The 15,311-nt window shown below is 71.3% G+C and carries 13 protein-coding genes; 11 read left to right on the forward strand and 2 right to left on the reverse strand.

Annotated elements, in window-relative coordinates; genetic code table 11:
- The first annotated feature begins 265 nt into the window (after nucleotides 1–265).
- Nucleotides 266–1,903 carry a ribosomal protection-like ABC-F family protein gene (gene abc-f, locus KBX46_RS15895; RefSeq protein ID WP_210793069.1) on the forward strand — a complete coding sequence of 546 codons (1,638 nt, stop codon included), beginning with the start codon at nucleotides 266–268 and terminating at the stop codon, nucleotides 1,901–1,903.
- 52 nt (nucleotides 1,904–1,955) lie between these two features.
- On the opposite strand, the gene dnaE is transcribed toward abc-f, so the two are convergent.
- On the reverse strand, nucleotides 1,956–5,486 hold the full coding sequence (gene dnaE / locus KBX46_RS15900; RefSeq protein WP_141908796.1) for a DNA polymerase III subunit alpha: 3,531 nt from the start codon (nucleotides 5,484–5,486) through the stop codon (nucleotides 1,956–1,958).
- Between the two features lie 148 nt (nucleotides 5,487–5,634).
- On the opposite strand from dnaE, the gene KBX46_RS15905 reads away from it, so the two are divergent.
- The 3 genes from KBX46_RS15905 to KBX46_RS15915 all read left to right on the forward strand — a co-directional run bounded on the left by KBX46_RS15905 (nucleotide 5,635) and on the right by KBX46_RS15915 (nucleotide 7,434).
- Nucleotides 5,635–6,255: an L-threonylcarbamoyladenylate synthase gene (locus KBX46_RS15905; RefSeq protein WP_099852173.1), complete on the forward strand. Its 621-nt coding sequence runs from the start codon at nucleotides 5,635–5,637 to the stop codon at nucleotides 6,253–6,255.
- An 88-nt stretch (nucleotides 6,256–6,343) separates the two neighbouring features.
- A complete protein-coding gene (locus KBX46_RS15910; protein WP_210793070.1) occupies nucleotides 6,344–6,883 on the forward strand; it encodes an RNA polymerase sigma factor in 540 nt (179 codons plus the stop codon).
- Entirely contained in the window at nucleotides 6,880–7,434 is a 555-nt protein-coding gene (locus tag KBX46_RS15915; RefSeq protein ID WP_210793071.1) for a hypothetical protein, read from the forward strand. Before KBX46_RS15910 ends, KBX46_RS15915 begins: the two co-directional genes overlap by 4 nt.
- A 54-nt stretch (nucleotides 7,435–7,488) precedes the next feature.
- Here the strand turns inward: KBX46_RS15915 and KBX46_RS15920 are convergent, their stop codons facing one another.
- Nucleotides 7,489–8,928 (reverse strand): serine/threonine-protein kinase, encoded by a 1,440-nt coding sequence (locus KBX46_RS15920; protein ID WP_210793072.1) that lies wholly within the window; start codon nucleotides 8,926–8,928, stop codon nucleotides 7,489–7,491.
- Nucleotides 8,929–9,061: 133 nt separating this feature from the next.
- Here KBX46_RS15920 and KBX46_RS15925 point away from each other — a divergent pair, with 133 nt between their 5' ends.
- The 7 genes from KBX46_RS15925 to KBX46_RS15955 all read left to right on the forward strand — a co-directional run bounded on the left by KBX46_RS15925 (nucleotide 9,062) and on the right by KBX46_RS15955 (nucleotide 15,291).
- Nucleotides 9,062–9,658: a hypothetical protein gene (locus tag KBX46_RS15925; protein WP_141908792.1), complete on the forward strand. Its 597-nt coding sequence runs from the start codon at nucleotides 9,062–9,064 to the stop codon at nucleotides 9,656–9,658.
- 141 nt (nucleotides 9,659–9,799) lie between these two features.
- On the forward strand, nucleotides 9,800–10,141 hold the full coding sequence (locus KBX46_RS15930) for a PadR family transcriptional regulator (protein WP_088947375.1): 342 nt from the start codon (nucleotides 9,800–9,802) through the stop codon (nucleotides 10,139–10,141).
- Complete coding sequence (locus KBX46_RS15935) at nucleotides 10,138–11,085, forward strand: permease prefix domain 1-containing protein (protein ID WP_210793073.1); 948 nt, start codon at nucleotides 10,138–10,140, stop codon at nucleotides 11,083–11,085. The genes KBX46_RS15930 and KBX46_RS15935 overlap by 4 nt, the downstream gene beginning before the upstream one ends.
- A 119-nt stretch (nucleotides 11,086–11,204) precedes the next feature.
- On the forward strand, nucleotides 11,205–12,542 hold the full coding sequence (locus tag KBX46_RS15940; RefSeq protein ID WP_210793074.1) for a sensor histidine kinase: 1,338 nt from the start codon (nucleotides 11,205–11,207) through the stop codon (nucleotides 12,540–12,542).
- The gene (locus KBX46_RS15945; RefSeq protein ID WP_088947372.1) at nucleotides 12,539–13,258 is read left to right on the forward strand and encodes a response regulator transcription factor; all 720 of its coding nucleotides are present in this window, start codon (nucleotides 12,539–12,541) and stop codon (nucleotides 13,256–13,258) included. Before KBX46_RS15940 ends, KBX46_RS15945 begins: the two co-directional genes overlap by 4 nt.
- Before the next feature lie 81 nt (nucleotides 13,259–13,339).
- Nucleotides 13,340–14,233: an ABC transporter ATP-binding protein gene (locus tag KBX46_RS15950; RefSeq protein ID WP_141908788.1), complete on the forward strand. Its 894-nt coding sequence runs from the start codon at nucleotides 13,340–13,342 to the stop codon at nucleotides 14,231–14,233.
- Nucleotides 14,230–15,291 carry an ABC transporter permease gene (locus KBX46_RS15955; protein WP_210793075.1) on the forward strand — a complete coding sequence of 354 codons (1,062 nt, stop codon included), beginning with the start codon at nucleotides 14,230–14,232 and terminating at the stop codon, nucleotides 15,289–15,291. Before KBX46_RS15950 ends, KBX46_RS15955 begins: the two co-directional genes overlap by 4 nt.
- The last annotated feature ends 20 nt before the right edge of the window (nucleotides 15,292–15,311 follow it).

Below are 15,311 nucleotides of genomic sequence, written 5' to 3' on the forward strand. Positions count from 1 at the left end.
TAGCCTGACCTATACACCGAGCGCTGCACCCTATTGCGGTGGCGGGGTGAAGATCCGTTGTTAGACTTGGCGAGTTGGGTTGGTGGCACGACCAGGGAGACCAGACATGGTGGGTGACGACGACATCTCCGGGTGAGACCGGACGTGTTCGGCCATCGGTTCGGCGCGCGTAGGCGCAGCCGCCGAGGCCATGCCGTCGTTCCACCGGTTCCCGTTGTCGTCGGGCGACCTAGGCGCGCCCACCCCACCCTTTGAGGTCACTCTCATGTCTGATGCGTTCATCGTCTGCTCGAACCTGTCCTTCTCCTGGCCGGACGACACCCCGGTCTTCTCGGAGCTGTCCTTCACCGTCCCGGGCGGGCGCACCGGCCTGGTCGCGCCCAACGGCGCCGGCAAGAGCACCCTGCTGCGGCTGATCGCCGGGGAGCTGCGGCCCAGCGGCGGCAGCGTCACCGTCGACGGCCTGCTCGGCTACCTCCCGCAGACCCTGCCACTGGTCGGCGACCTGACCGTGGCGCAGGTCCTCGGCGTCGCCGAGCGGATCGCGGCCCTGCACGCCATCGAGGCCGGCGACGCCAGCGAGGCGCACTTCGCCACGATCGGCGACGACTGGGACATCGAGGAACGCACCCGCGCCGAACTGGACCGGCTCGGCCTCGGTGAGCTGTCACTCGACCGGCGGCTGCACACCCTCAGCGGCGGCCAGGTGGTCTCCCTCGGTCTGGCGGCGCAACTGCTGCGCCGCCCGGACGTGCTGCTGCTCGACGAGCCGACCAACAACCTGGACCTGGAGTCTCGGCACAAGCTCTACGACGTGCTCACCGACTGGTCCGGCTGCCTGCTGCTGGTCAGCCACGACCGGGAACTGCTGGACCGGATGGACCGCATCGCCGAACTGGACCGCGGGGAAATCCGCTGGTACGGGGGCAACTTCACCGCGTACACCGAGGCGGTGCAGGCGGCGCGGGAGGTGGCCGAGAGCAACCTGCGCAACGCCGAGCAGGAGGTCAAACGGGAGAAGCGGGAGATGCAGCAGGCCCGGGAGCGGGCCGACCGGCGGGCCAGCAACGCCTCGAAGAACCTCAAGAACGCCGGCCTGGCGCGGATCGTGGCCGGTGGGCTGAAGCGCAGTGCGCAGGAGTCGGCGGGCCGGGCGCAGGAAACCCACTCCAACCGGGTCGGTTCGGCCCAGGCGCGCCTCGACGAAGCCGGCCGGGCGGTACGCGACGAGGACCGGATCACCGTGGACCTGCCGGACACCACCGTCCCCGGCGGGCGCACGGTCTTCTCCGGCCAGGGGATGCGGGCCCGCTTCGACGACCGGGAACTGTTCGGCGGCGACGGCGCCGACCTGGTGATCCGGGGGCCGGAGCGGATCGCGCTCACCGGGGCGAACGGCGTCGGCAAGTCGACACTGCTGCGCCTCGTCAACGGTGATCTCGAACCGGCCGGCGGCGACATCCGGCGGGCGGACGGGCGGATCGCGTACCTGTCGCAGCGGCTGGACCTGCTGGACCTCGACCGTACGGTGGCGGAGAACTTTGCCGCGTACGCGCCGAGCCTGCCGGACGCGCAGCGGATGAACCTGCTCGCCCGGTTCCTGTTCCGGGGCTCCCGGGTGAACCTGCCCGTCGGGGTGCTCTCCGGCGGTGAGCGGCTGCGCGCGACCCTCGCGTGTGTGCTCTGCGCCGAGCCGGCGCCGCAACTGCTGCTGCTCGACGAGCCGACCAACAACCTGGACCTCGTCAGCGTCGCCCAGTTGGAGAGCGCGCTGTCCGCGTACCAGGGTGCGTTCGTGGTGGTCAGCCACGACGAACGGTTCCTCGCCGAGATCGGCGTGCAGCGCTGGTTGCGGTTGGCCGACGGCCAACTACGGGAGATCAGCGCCCCCGAGCGGGGCTGACCGGCGGCCGTTCGCGGCCCGGCCGGTGTACGCCGGCTGGGCCGCGGCCCGGTCAGCTCACGTTGGCCGGGCCGAGGACGCTCTTCAGGTCACCCATCAGTGCGGTCGTCGCCGCCACCCGGAACGGGCCCAGCCGCAGGGTGGTGGTGCGCCCACCGTTCTGGAGTTTGACGTGCACCTCAGTGTCGCCGGGGTGCAGCACCAGGGTTTCCTTGAGTTTCTCCACCAGCGGCGGTGTGCAGCGGTGCACCGGAATGGTGAGGGTGACCGGCTTGTTGGTGGCGCTGGTGCTGACGTCCGGCATGGACATGTCCATCGCCATGATCCGTGGGGTGTCGTCGCGGCGGTCCACCCGACCCTTGACGACCACGATGGCGTCCTCGGCGATGTACTGCCCGATCACCTCGTAGGTGTTGGGGAAGAACAGCGTCTCGACCCCACCGGCCAGGTCCTCCAGGGTGGCCGAGGCCCAGGCACGGCCCTGCTTGGTGACCCGGCGCTGCACACCGGACAGGATGCCGGCGAGGGTGACCACCGCCCCGTCGGGCACCGCGCCGTCCTCGGCCAGGGAGGCGATGGTGGTGTCGGCCGCCGCGTTGAGGATGTGCTCCAGGCCGAACAGTGGGTGGTCGGAGACGTACAGGCCGAGCATCTCGCGCTCGAAGGCCAGCTTGTCGCGCTTGTCCCACTCGCTGTCGCCGATGACCGGCATCACCGTCGTGCTGCCGGTGTCGGCGTCTCCGAAGCCGGCGCCGAACAGGTCGTACTGGCCGACCGCCTCCTTGCGCTTGACATCGGCGTACGCGTCGATGGCGTCCGCGTGCACCGCGAGCAGACCCTTGCGAGGGTGGTCCAGCGAGTCGAACGCACCAGCCTTGATCAAGGATTCGATGGTCTTCTTGTTGCAGACCACCGCGTCCACCTTGGACAGGAAGTCGTAGAAGTCGGCGTAGTCGCCCTTCTCCTCCCGGCACCGCATGATCGAGGCGACGACGTTCGCGCCGACGTTGCGCACGGCGGCCAGACCGAAGCGGATGTCCTTGCCGACCGGGGTGAACGGCCCGGCCGAGGTGTTCACGTCCGGCGGCAGCACCTGGATGCGCATCCGGCGACACTCGGCCAGGTAGAGCGCCATCTTGTCCTTGTCGTCGCCGACGCTGGTCAGCAGCCCGGCCATGTACTCGGCCGGGTAGTGCGCCTTCAGGTACGCGGTCCAGTAGGAGACCAGGCCGTACGCGGCGGAGTGCGCCTTGTTGAAGGCGTAGCCAGCGAAGGGCACCAGGACGTCCCACACCGCCTGGATCGCCTCGTCGGAGTAGCCGCGCTCGCGGCAGCCGTCCCGGAACGGGATGAACTCCTTGTCGAGGATCTCCTTCTTCTTCTTACCCATGGCCCGGCGCAGCAGGTCCGCCTGGCCGAGGGTGTAGCCGGCGAGGATCTGCGCGGCGCGCTGCACCTGCTCCTGGTAGACGATCAGGCCGTGGGTGGGCTCCAGGATCTCCCGCAGCGGTTCTTCCAGCTCCGGGTGGATCGGCGTGATCTCCTGGAGCTTGTTCTTGCGCAGCGCGTAGTTGGTGTGTGAGTCGACGCCCATCGGACCGGGTCGGTACAGGGCCAGGACGGCGGAGATGTCCTCGAAGTTGTCCGGCTTCATCAGCCGCAGCAGGGACCGCATCGGCCCACCGTCGAGCTGGAACACGCCCAGGGTGTCACCGCGGGCCAGCAGCTCGTACGCGGCCTTGTCGTCCAGCGGCAGGCCCAGCAGGTCGAGCTTCCGACCGTGGTTCAGCTCGATGTTCTTGACCGCGTCGTCGATGATCGTCAGGTTGCGCAGGCCGAGGAAGTCCATCTTCAGCAGCCCGAGCGACTCGCAGGTCGGGTAGTCGAACTGAGTGATGATCGCCCCGTCGGCGTCGCGGCGCGTCAACGGGATGTGCTCGATGATCGGCTCGGCGGACATGATGACGCCGGCGGCGTGCACTCCGGTCTGCCGGATCAGCCCCTCGATGCCCTTGGCCGTGTCGATCACCTTGCGGACGTCCGGGTCGGAGTCGTACAGGCCGCGGATCTCACCCGCCTCGGCGTAGCGGGGGTGTTTGTTGTCGAAGATGCCGGTGAGCGGGATGTCCTTGCCCATCACCGCCGGTGGCATGGCCTTGGTGATCCGGTCGCCGACCGCGTACGGGAAGCCGAGGACCCGGGCCGAGTCCTTGATCGCAGCCTTCGCCTTGATCGTGCCGAAGGTGGCGATCTGGGCGACCTTGTCCTCACCCCACTTGTCGGTGACGTACTTGATCACCTCACCGCGCCGACGCTCGTCGAAGTCGATGTCGACATCCGGCATCGAGACCCGCTCGGGGTTGAGGAACCGCTCGAAGATCAGGCCGTGCTGGATCGGGTCAAGGTCGGTGATGCCCAGCGCGTACGCGACGAGCGACCCGGCGGCGGAACCACGACCCGGGCCCACAGCGATGCCCTGGTTCTTCGCCCACTGGATGAAGTCGGCGACCACGAGGAAGTAGGACGGGAAGCCCATCTGGTTGATGACGCCCAGCTCGTACTCCGCCTGGACGACATGCCCCTCCGGAATGCCGTTCGGGTAGCGGCGGGCCAGACCGGCGAACGTCTCCTTGCGGAACCAGGACTCCTCGGTCTCCCCGTCGGGCACCGGGAACCGCGGCATCAGGTTGTGGAACTCGAACATGCCGGTCGGGTCGACCTTCTCGGCGACCAGCAGGGTGTTGCGGCAGCCCTCCTGCCACAGCTCGGACGAGTCCACAGCGCGCATCTGGTCGGCGCTCTTGATGAAGTAACCGCCACCCTCGAACCGGAACCGGTTCGGGTCGTCGATGTTGCTACCGGTCTGCACACAGAGCAGCACGTCGTGGGCGGTGGCCTGCGCCTCGTGGGTGTAGTGCGAGTCGTTGGTGACCACCGGCGGGATGTCCAGTTTGCGGGCGATCTCGGTGAGCCCCTCACGGACCCGGCTCTCGATGGAGAGGCCGTGATCCATGATCTCCAGGAAGTAGTTTTCCTTGCCGAAGATGTCCTGGTAGCTCGCGGCGACCTTGAGCGCCTCGTCGAACTGGCCCAGCCGCAGCCGGGTCTGCACCGCACCGGACGGGCAGCCGGTGGTGGCCATGATCCCCTCGGCGTGCTCAGCGATCAGCTCCATGTCCATCCGGGGCCACTTGACGTAGTGCCCCTCCATGGACGCGCGCGAGTTGAGGGTGAACAGGTTCTTCAGGCCCCGCGCGTTCTTCGCCCACATCGTCTTGTGGGTGATCGCGCCGTTACCGGAGATGTCGTCGCTCTTCTGCTCCGGCCGACCCCACTTGACCCGTGCCTTGTGGTAGCGCGACTCCGGCGCCACGTACGCCTCGACGCCCAGGATCGGGGTGATCCCGGCGGCCATCGCCTGGTTGTAGAAGTCGTTCGCGCCGTGCATGTTGCCGTGGTCGGTGATCGCCACGGCGGACATGCCGAGCCGCTTGGCCTCGGCGAACAGGTCCTTGAGGCGGGCCGCTCCGTCGAGCATCGAGTATTCCGTGTGCACGTGCAGATGCGCGAACGAATCGGCCATGCCTGGCGCCCCCCGGCGGTGTGGATCTTGTTGGTCGGAGCCGACCGGGACCTACCCTACCGAGGTGATCTCGGCGGCTCCACCGTCCGCGCCGACGGTCGTGGCCCTCGTCTCCTACTCGCCCGCGAGTGCGCCTAGGCTCTTGAGGATGGCGAGGTACTACGACGTGCACCCGGAGAACCCCCAGCCCCGGATCATCGGCCAGGTCGCCGACCTGATCCGCGGTGGTGGGCTGGTCGCCTACCCGACGGACTCCTGCTATGCCCTGGGCATCCAGCTGGGCAACCAGGACGGGCTGGACCGGATCCGCCAGGTCCGCCACCTCGACGACCGGCACCACTTCACGCTGGTCTGCCGGGACTTTGCGCAGCTCGGCCAGTTCGTCCGGATCAGCAACGCGGTCTTCCGGCTGGTGAAGGCGTCCACCCCGGGCAGCTACACGTTCATCCTGCCGGCCACGAAGGAGGTGCCCCGCCGGATGTTGCACCCGAAGAAGCGCACCGTCGGGGTGCGCGTACCCCGGCACACCGTCACCCAGGCGCTGCTGGCCGAGCTGGCCGAGCCGCTGGTGTCGAGCACCCTGGTCCTGCCCGGCGACGACGAGCCGATGACCCAGGGGTGGGAGATCAAGGAACGGCTCGACCACCAGCTCGACGCGGTGCTCGACGCCGGCGACTGCGGCAAGGAGCCGACGACCGTGATCGACCTGTCCGGCCCCGAGCCGGAGATCCTGCGCAGGGGTGCCGGAGACGTGTCCCGCTTCGAGTAACGCGTCGGGTGCCGGACCGTACCGGGGCGCGACGGCCGCACCGGTCGTACGCTCGGGGATCGGCACCGGCGAGCATTGGACACCCGGCATGCCCGACGCGGACGACATCGACGCGCTGGCCCGGTCCGCCGCGCACGGCGACCCGGCGGCCCTGGACGCCCTGCTGCTCGCGGTACGCCCCGAGGTGCTGGGGCTGTGCGCACGCTTCCTACCCAACCGGGAGGACGCCGAGGAGGCCTGCCAGGACACCCTGCTGGCGCTGGCCAACGGGATCACCCGGTTCGAGGGGCGCTCCTCGTTCCGCACCTGGCTGCACCGGCTGACCGCCAACCGGGCCCGCTCGACGTACCGCACGCTGCGCCGCCGCTGGCGGTTGGAGGCCGGCGGCGTACCCGTGCCCGAGCAGGCCGACCCACGACGGACCAGCGTGGTCGCGGGCACCCGCCTCGACCTGCTCGACGCCTTCGACGCGGTCCGCCCCGACCTGGCCGAGGTGGTTGCCCTACGCGACGTCCTCGGGCTGAGTTATCCCGAGATCGCGGCGCTGCTCGACGTGCCGGTGGGCACGGTGAAGTCCCGGCTGCACCTGGCCCGGCGGCAGGTCCGGCAACGACTCGGCGCCGAATGAGCCCCGCCGCGCGACTCCCCTGGATCCGCTGGCTCCTCGCCGGTGGCGTCGCCCTCGTGGCCGCCGTGGCGGTCGCGGCCTGCGGCGGCGCCGACGCGGTCGCGCCGCTGCCCGTGCAACCACCCGCCGAGTCCCGACCGTCGCCGACCCCCTCGGCGATCCCGGCGCCCACCGCATCTCCGTCCCGACCGCCGTCGACCAGCGGGCGTCCGGTCGCGGCACCGCCCGCACCGACCACCGCCAGGGGTACGCCGCACCGCCCGGCCGCCACGTCGACCGGGCCGACCACGAGCTGCCAGGGGGCCGTGCGCTACGACCTGCCGCTGGCCGAGACCGAGCTTGAGCTGCTGCGGTCCCTCTGCTTCGCCGCCGGCGCGGTGCTGCGGATCCAGGGCATCGGCCCCGGCCTGGTCACCGTCGACCGCCCGGAGCTGGTCTCGCAGAACTACGAGGCCGGCGTGGTGGACATCCGGTTCGTCCGCCCCGGCACCGTCGACGTCACGATCCCCCAGCAGGACCGGGAGCACATCATCACCGTGGTGGTCCGCTAGCCCGCCGCGATCTGACCGGCCCGCGCATGGTCGCCCGTCACCACGGAGCGCCGTTCAGCGCACCCGCACGCCGGCGAGCAGCCCGTCCACGAAGTCGGGTCCGCCGTCCAGCGGTGGCACGACCTGCACGTACACCAGAGCGCCGCGGGCGGGATGCAGGCCGGCCGACTCGACGATCCGCGGCCGGTCCCGGTCGCAGCGGTACGCCACCACGGTCCACTCGACGCCCGCCTGGCGGGTGGTGCGCACCGGCGCGGACGTGCAGTCCCCGTGTGTGCGCCCGGCCAGGAACCCGGCCGGCGTGGTGCGCGCCGCCGTGCTGACGGAGACGCCGACGAACGCGCCGGGCACCCCGGGGTCGGCGGCCCAGCGGCGGGGCTGCGGCGACATCACCAGCGCCGGTTCCGCTTCGCCGTCGGCGTCGTACTGACCGGCCCAGGTCGCCCCGGTGGCCGACCAGCCGTCCGGCAACGTCACGGTGAGCGGTCCGGCGGTGTAGGTGTCGCGTTCGGCCCCGGTGCCGCCCGGCTCGGCGCCCACGACGGCGACGGCCGCGACGGCCGCCCCGGCCAGCAGCATCCGGTACGGGCGACGGGCCATCGGCGACGACTGCCGGACGGGATCGACGGCCCGGTCGAGCGCGGCGTGCAGCGCGGCGGCGTCCGGATAGCGGTCGCCGGGCCGGTGAGCGGTGGCCCGGACGAGCACCGCCGCTACCCGTGGCGACACGCCGTCGCGCAGTCGCAGGGCGCCGGCCGACCTGGGCGGGTCGGGCCCGGGGGCCGCGGCGAGCAGGCGGATCCCGAGCCGTCCGAGCCCGTACACGTCGGCGCGGGTGTCGATCACCGCGCCCGGGTCGTCCTGCTCCGGCGCCATGTAGCCGGGCGTACCGGCCCGGGCGGTGAGGCCGGAGGCGGCGGCGAGCGCCTTGGCGAGACCGAGGTCGGCGATCAGCACCCGCTCGGCGCCGGAGGTCGCGCCGGTGGACTCGACGCCGGAGGCGTTCCCGCTGGGTTCCGCGCCGGAGGGCGACCCGGTGGGTTCCGGGCCGGAGGGCGCCGGAGTGGAGTGGAACAGGATGTTGCCGGGGGTGAGGTCGCGGTGCACGACGCCGTGGCGGTGCAGCACGCTCACGCCCGCGCAGATCTCGCCGAGCAGGCGCAGCGCCGCAGGCACGGAAATCTCAGCGAAAGCCAGCCGGTCCCGGAGGCTGCCCCCGTTCGCCCAGGCCAGCACGGCGTACGGCCGTCCGTCGGGCAGCTCACCGACGGCGTGCACCCGGACCAACCGCTCGTGCTCCAGCCGGCGCAGCAGCCGCGCTTCGTCGCGGAAGCGTTCCCGGACCCGCAGGTCGTGGCTCCAGTTCTCGGCCAGCACCTTGATCGCCACGTACCCGTCGAGCACCGGGTCGTAGCCCAGCCAGACGGTCGCGAACGATCCGACGCCCAGCAGCCGCTCGATGGAGTAGGGCCCGATCCGTTGCGGAGCCGTCACCGCGTCACCCCCGGCCAGCACGGTCGGTCGGCGTCTCTCTGCACAGTAGACCGGGCTGGTCGGAAAGCCGACGAACCGTTGGGCCGGGCGCGGTGACTAACAGGGCAGAGACCCATCACCGAAGGAGCGCATGATGAACCGACCCTCGATCCTCCTCACCACCGCCGCGCTGGCGCTCGGCACACTCGTCCCGCTGGTCGGCGCCGGTCCGGCCTCGGCGGCTCCGGTGTCGGGCGGCACCGCGCCGGCCTCGACGCACGGACCACTCGCCGCGGCCGGGCACAGCCACCCGCAGGTGCTCGGCGTCGGCGGCGCCGGGGCGTACCGGATCGGCGCCGACCTGGCGGCGCTCACCGCGGCCGGGCGCATTGGCTGGACGGCGACGGCCTGTGGCGGGGTGGTGCACGCCGGCGTGACCGGTTCCTGGGCCGGGGTGCTCATCCTGGCCTTCCGCGACGGCCGGCTGGTGGAGGTCGGTACGGCCACCGCGCCGCCACGATCCCCCGCCGGAGCAATGGTCGGCATGTCCTTCGACGAGTTGGAGGACATCTACGGCCGGCGGGGTTCGCTGATCCGCAACGACGCGGGGGACGCCGAGGCTTACCTCGTGCGGGTCGGCTCGCGGGTCGAGCTGTTCACCGGGCATCCGATCCGGCCGGGCGTGGGCTACTTCCAGGTCGGCCCGGCCAGCTTCGTCGAGCGGAACTTCCGGCAGGGCTCGACCTGCTGATCCGTGTCAGATCTCGGGGCGTCCGGCCCGTGCCGGGCGCCCCTCGTGCTGCCCGGCACGGCCACCCGTCCAGTGCATCTGTGAGTGACACGATGCTATTGGCGTAGACAACACTGTGCGCCACACAGTATGGTGTGACACATGGTTAGCGAGGACGTTCTACGGACGCACCTACAGGAGTTGCGTCGAGGCACCGTCGTGGTGGCCAGCCTGGTCGCGTTGCGCCGACCGGACTACGGCTACGCACTGCTGCAACGGCTCACCGACCACGGCTTCCCGGTCGACGCCAACACGCTCTACCCGCTGCTGCGCCGCCTGGAGGACCAGGGGCTGCTGACCAGCGAGTGGAACACCGCGGAGAGCCGGCCGCGCAAGTTCTACCGGACCAGCGACGAGGGCGAGTCGATGCTGACCCGGCTCCTCGACGACCTCGCCGCCGTACAGACCTCCATCACCGGGCTGATTCAAGGAGCCGACCGATGAACACCCTGACCGACCGCTACCTCGCCGCCACCCTGCGCTCGGTGCCCACCCAGCGCCGGGACGAGATCGCCAGCGAGCTGCGCGCCTCGATCGAGGACATGATCGAGGATCGGACCGGCAGCGGCCGGGACGCCCCCACCGCCGAGCGGGAGGTGCTCACCGAGCTGGGCAACCCGGACGAGTTGGCCGCCCGGTACGCCGATCGCCGGTTGCAGCTCATCGGCCCGACCTACTACCTGGTCTGGCTGCGCCTGCTGAAACTGCTGCTCAGCTTCATCCCGGCGCTCGTCGGCACGATCGTCGCCATCGTCAAGGTCGCCGAGGGCAGCGGTTTCGGCGCCATCGGGCCAGGTCTCGTCGTCGCCCTGCACGTGGGCGTGCACATCGGTTTCTGGCTTACCCTGACCTTTGCGATCATCGAACGCTCCCAACCGGCCGTGGACCTGCCGGACTGGACGGTCGACCAACTGCCCGACGTCCCGGCGCACCGCGACGTGTCCCTCGCCGACACCATCGCGTCGGTGGTCGTTCTGGTGGGCACGATCGGCTACCTACCGTTCCAGCACTACCGGTCCTGGGTACGCGACACCGACGGCGACAACATCCCGATCCTCGACCCGGCGCTGTGGTCCTTCTGGCTGCCGGCACTGATCGTCGTCCTGCTCGGCACCCTGGTGTTCGAGATCGTCAAGTACCGGATCGGGCAGTGGAACTGGGCGCTGTTCGGGACCAAGGCGCTGCTCAACCTCGCGTTCTCGGTGCCGCTGGTGTGGCTGGCGCTCTCCGACCGGCTGCTCAACGCGGACCTGGGCGAGCGGCTGAGCTGGCTGGCGGACGCGGACAACCGCAACCTCATCGGGGTCGCCATCGCGGTCGGCACAGCCGCGATCCTGGTCTGGGACCTGATCGACACCGCTCTGAAGACGCGCCGCCAGACGGCGTGAGCGACACCCGACACGACGGCCCGGCGCGCACCCCACGCCGGGCCGTCGCCCGTCGGCAGGAGCTGGCGGCGGCCCCGCCCGGTGGACGGGCACCGGGGGTTCCGTGGCATCGTTCCTGGATGAGCACGTCATCGCGAGAGGACTGGCGCCGACCCGGCCCGACGGCAGAGCAGCGTCGGGTCGACCTCTGGCTCGGCCTCGGGGTGACCGCGCTGGCCCTGGTGAGCCTCACCCTGGCCCGCAGCACCGGGGCGTTCATGCTGGGTCCGCCGCCGTCCGGGCCGGAGCAGCTGTTCTGGACCGTCGCGGTGACCCTGCCGCTGATCTGGCGGCGACGCTGGCCGGCCGCGACCCTGCTGATCATCTCGGTGGCGTTCATCGCCGCGCAGGCGCGCTCGGCCCCGGAGACCCAGTTCTCCTCGTGGGCCCTGTTCTGCGCCCTCTACACCGTGGGCGCCTGGGGGCAGGACCGTCAGCGGTCCCGCCGGCTGCGGATCGGCGTGATCGCCACGATGTTCGCCTGGCTGGGGATCTACTACGCGGTGTCCATCGACCACATCCCGCCCGGCGCCTTCGCCGACGCCGTCGGGCCGGTGCCACCGGTGCTCGCCGCGATGGTCACCGGCGTCCTGGTCAACGTGCTGGTCTTCGGTTTCGCGTACTTCTTCGGCGAGACCGCCTGGGTCGCCGCGCGCCGCGAACACGAGCTGCGGACCCAGGCCGAGGACCTGCGCCGGTCCCAGGCCGAGGCTCGGGAACGGGCGGTGCTCGGCGAACGGGTCCGGATCGCCCGGGAGCTGCACGACGTGGTCGCCCACCACGTGTCGGTCATGGGGGTGCAGGCGTCCGCCTGCCGCCGGGTCTTCGACCGCGACCCTGGCAAGGCCCGCACGGCCCTCACCGCCATCGAGCAGAGCGCCCGCACCGCCGTCGACGAGCTGCGTCGGATGCTCGGCGTGCTGCGGGCCCCCGCCAACGCCGACGCCGAGCCGCCAGCGACCGGCGGCGTCGAACGGATCGGCGAGCTGGTCGAGCGGGCCCGAGCCGCGGGCCTCACGGCAACCCTCGGGGTGTACGGCGACGCGGTCGCGTTGCCCGAGTCGGTCTCGCAGGCGGCCTACCGGGTGACGCAGGAGGCGGTGACCAACACCCTGAAGCACGCCGGAGCGAACGTGTTGGACGTGCGGGTCCGGTACCTGGCCCGCGAGGTGGAGGTCGACGTGACCGACGACGGACGAGCTGGCCGCCAGGTCAACGCCCTCGGGCTGGGCCTGATCGGGATGCACGAACGGGTCAGCGCCCACGACGGCGACCTGGAGGCCGGGCCGCGCGCCGGTGGCGGCTGGCGGGTACGCGCCCGCTTCCCACTGCCGGCAGCGGCGGACCCGCCGGTGGGCGCACAGCGGGCGCCGAGCGACGAGCAGCAGCCGGTCGTCGACACGGCGCGTTCGGCATGAGCGCCGCACCGACCGGCGAGACGTCGGCCCCGGGTCCGACCGTCCGGGTGCTGCTCGCCGACGACCAGCACCTCGTCCGCACCGGCTTCCGGGTCATCCTCGAGGTGGAGGACGACATCGAGGTGGTCGGCGAGGCGGCCGACGGCGAACGGGCCGTCACCATGACCCGAGCCACCCGCCCGGATGTCGTACTCATGGACGTGGAGATGCCCGGGATGGACGGCCTGGAGGCCACCCGGCAGATCACCGCCGACGGGCCCGGTGGGCCGGCGGTGCTGATCCTCACGACCTTCGACCGCGACGACTACCTCTTCGCCGCGCTGCGGGCCGGTGCCAGCGGCTTCCTGCTGAAGAACGGCACGCCGGAGGAGCTGATCGAGGCGATTCGTGTGCTGGCCAGGGGCGACGGCCTGCTCGCCCCGGAGATCACCCGGCGGGTGATCTCCACGTTCGCCCGTCCCGGTGACCCGGCGGGCACCGCCCACCGGGGACCGGAGGCCGACGCCGCGCTGGCCGGGCTGACCCCGCGGGAACGGGAGGTGCTGGTGCTGCTCGCCGGCGGGTCGAGCAACGCCGAGATCGCCGCGAGCATCCACCTGGGCGAGGCGACGGTGAAGACGCACGTGAGTCGGGTGCTGGCCAAACTGGGCCTGCGCGACCGGGTCCAGGCGGTGGTGTTCGCGTACGAGAACGGGGTGGTCCGGCCCGGCGGGTGACCGCCATCCGTCGTAGGACGGACCCACCCGCTCAGTCCTCGGACGGACGGCGTGACGCCGCATTCGATCTAGCGTGGATGCGTGACCAGAACGCTTCGCCTCGACGGCGTCGACCGCAGTTTCGGCGACCGGCAGGTGCTCAAGAACGTGTCCTTCGAGGTGGCCGCCGGCCGGATGACCGGCTTCGTCGGCGCCAACGGCGCCGGCAAGACCACCACCATGCGGATCATCCTGGGTGTGCTGTCCGCCGACGCCGGCGAGGTGAGCTGGGGTGGCAGGACCCTGACCCGGCAGGACCGCCAGCGCTTCGGTTACATGCCGGAGGAGCGCGGCCTCTACCCCAAGATGACCACCCGGGAGCAGGTGACCTACCTGGGCCGGCTGCACGGCCTGGACGCACCGGCGGCTCGGCGCGCCACCGACACCCTGCTGGAACGGGTCGGGCTCGGTGCGCGCGGCGACGACCTGCTGGAGACGCTGTCGCTGGGCAACCAGCAACGGGCCCAGATCGCCGCCGCGCTGGTGCACGACCCCGAGGTGCTGGTGCTCGACGAGCCGTTCTCCGGCCTCGACCCCCTCGCCGTCGACACCGTCGTCACAGTGCTGCGGGAACGCGCCTCGGCCGGAGCGCCGGTGCTCTTCTCCAGCCACCAGCTCGACGTCGTGGAGCGCCTCTGCGACGACCTGGTGATCATCGGCGACGGGGTGATCCGCGCCGCCGGCAGCCGGCAGCAACTGCGCGACTCGTACACCGTGCCCCGCTACGAGCTGGTGGTGGCCGGCGACGCCGGCTGGGTACGCGACCAGCCAGGGGTCACCCTGGTCGAACTGGACGGTGCTCGAGTCGTCTTCGACCTGCCGGCCGGCGCCGACGAACAGCCCGTGCTGCAGGCGGCCCTCGCCCGCGGCCCGGTCCGCGCCTTCCGCCCGGTCAGCCCCTCGCTCACCGAGATCTTCCGAGAGGTCACCCAGTGAACGTCACCCAGGCCACCCGGCTGGTCGCCGAACGCGAGATCCGCGTCAAACTCCGCGACCGCACCTTCCTGTTCGGCACCCTCTTCTTCCTGCTGATCGCGGCGGCGGGCACCATCCTGCCGCCGCTGCTCTCCGGCGGTCCGGACACTGTGGCCGTCACCCAGGAGGCAGCCGGGCCGCTGCGGGACGCCGGACTCGACGTCCGCGTGGTCGCCGACGACCGGGCCGCCGAGCAGGCCGTCCGCGACGGTGACGTGGACGCGGCGGTGGTCTCCGGTCCGAAGGTTCTCGCGATGGACGAGTCCCCCACCGACGTGGTCCAGGCGCTGAGCACCTCGCCGCCGGTGCAGTTGCTCGACCCGGACGCGGTCGACCCGGTGGTGGCGTTCCTGGTGCCGTTCGTCTTCGCGTTCGTCTTCTTCATCACGTCGCAGACCTTCGGCCTGCAGATCGCGCAGAGCGTCACCGAGGAGAAGCAGACCCGCATCGTGGAGATCCTGGTCGCGGCGGTGCCGGTGCGGGCGTTGCTGGCCGGCAAGGTGGTGGCCGGCGGCATCCTGGCGTTCGCACAGATCGCGCTCATCGCCGTGGTGGCGGTGCTCGGCATGCAGATCGGCGACAGCGGTGGCCTGCTCAGCCTGCTCGCCCCGGCGATCGGCTGGTTCGTGCCGTTCTTCCTGCTCGGTTTCGTGCTGCTCGCCGCGATGTGGGCGGCAGCCGGCGCGCTGGCCAACCGGCAGGAGGACATCGCCGCCGTGTCGACACCCGTGCAGTTCGCCGTGATGCTGCCGTTCTTCGCGGTGATCTTCCTGAACGACAACGCCACGGCGATGCGGGTGCTGTCGTACCTGCCGTTCTCGTCGCCGACGGCCATGCCACTGCGGCTGTTCACCGGTGACGCGGCCACCTGGGAACCGATCGTCTCGCTGGTCATCCTGCTGGTCGCGGCCGCTGCGTTCGTGATCGCCGGGGCCCGGGTCTACGAGGGTTCACTCCTGCGCACCAACGGCCGGACCTCGCTGCGCGCCGCCTGGCGGGAGCGCGAGACGATCGGCTGAGTCGACGGTTCGCCCCACGC

The organism is Micromonospora sp. C81 (assembly GCF_018070425.1).
In the GTDB taxonomy this organism is placed as follows: domain Bacteria; phylum Actinomycetota; class Actinomycetes; order Mycobacteriales; family Micromonosporaceae; genus Micromonospora; species Micromonospora zamorensis.

Coding starts and splice junctions, on each gene's coding strand:
- abc-f (WP_210793069.1), top strand. CDS start 266: ATGTCTGATGCGTTCATCGTCTGCTCGAACCTGTCCTTCTCCTGGCCG.
- dnaE (WP_141908796.1), bottom strand. CDS start 5,486: ATGGCCGATTCGTTCGCGCATCTGCACGTGCACACGGAATACTCGATG.
- KBX46_RS15905 (WP_099852173.1), top strand. CDS start 5,635: ATGGCGAGGTACTACGACGTGCACCCGGAGAACCCCCAGCCCCGGATC.
- KBX46_RS15910 (WP_210793070.1), top strand. CDS start 6,344: ATGCCCGACGCGGACGACATCGACGCGCTGGCCCGGTCCGCCGCGCAC.
- KBX46_RS15915 (WP_210793071.1), top strand. CDS start 6,880: ATGAGCCCCGCCGCGCGACTCCCCTGGATCCGCTGGCTCCTCGCCGGT.
- KBX46_RS15925 (WP_141908792.1), top strand. CDS start 9,062: ATGAACCGACCCTCGATCCTCCTCACCACCGCCGCGCTGGCGCTCGGC.
- KBX46_RS15930 (WP_088947375.1), top strand. CDS start 9,800: ATGGTTAGCGAGGACGTTCTACGGACGCACCTACAGGAGTTGCGTCGA.
- KBX46_RS15935 (WP_210793073.1), top strand. CDS start 10,138: ATGAACACCCTGACCGACCGCTACCTCGCCGCCACCCTGCGCTCGGTG.
- KBX46_RS15940 (WP_210793074.1), top strand. CDS start 11,205: ATGAGCACGTCATCGCGAGAGGACTGGCGCCGACCCGGCCCGACGGCA.
- KBX46_RS15945 (WP_088947372.1), top strand. CDS start 12,539: ATGAGCGCCGCACCGACCGGCGAGACGTCGGCCCCGGGTCCGACCGTC.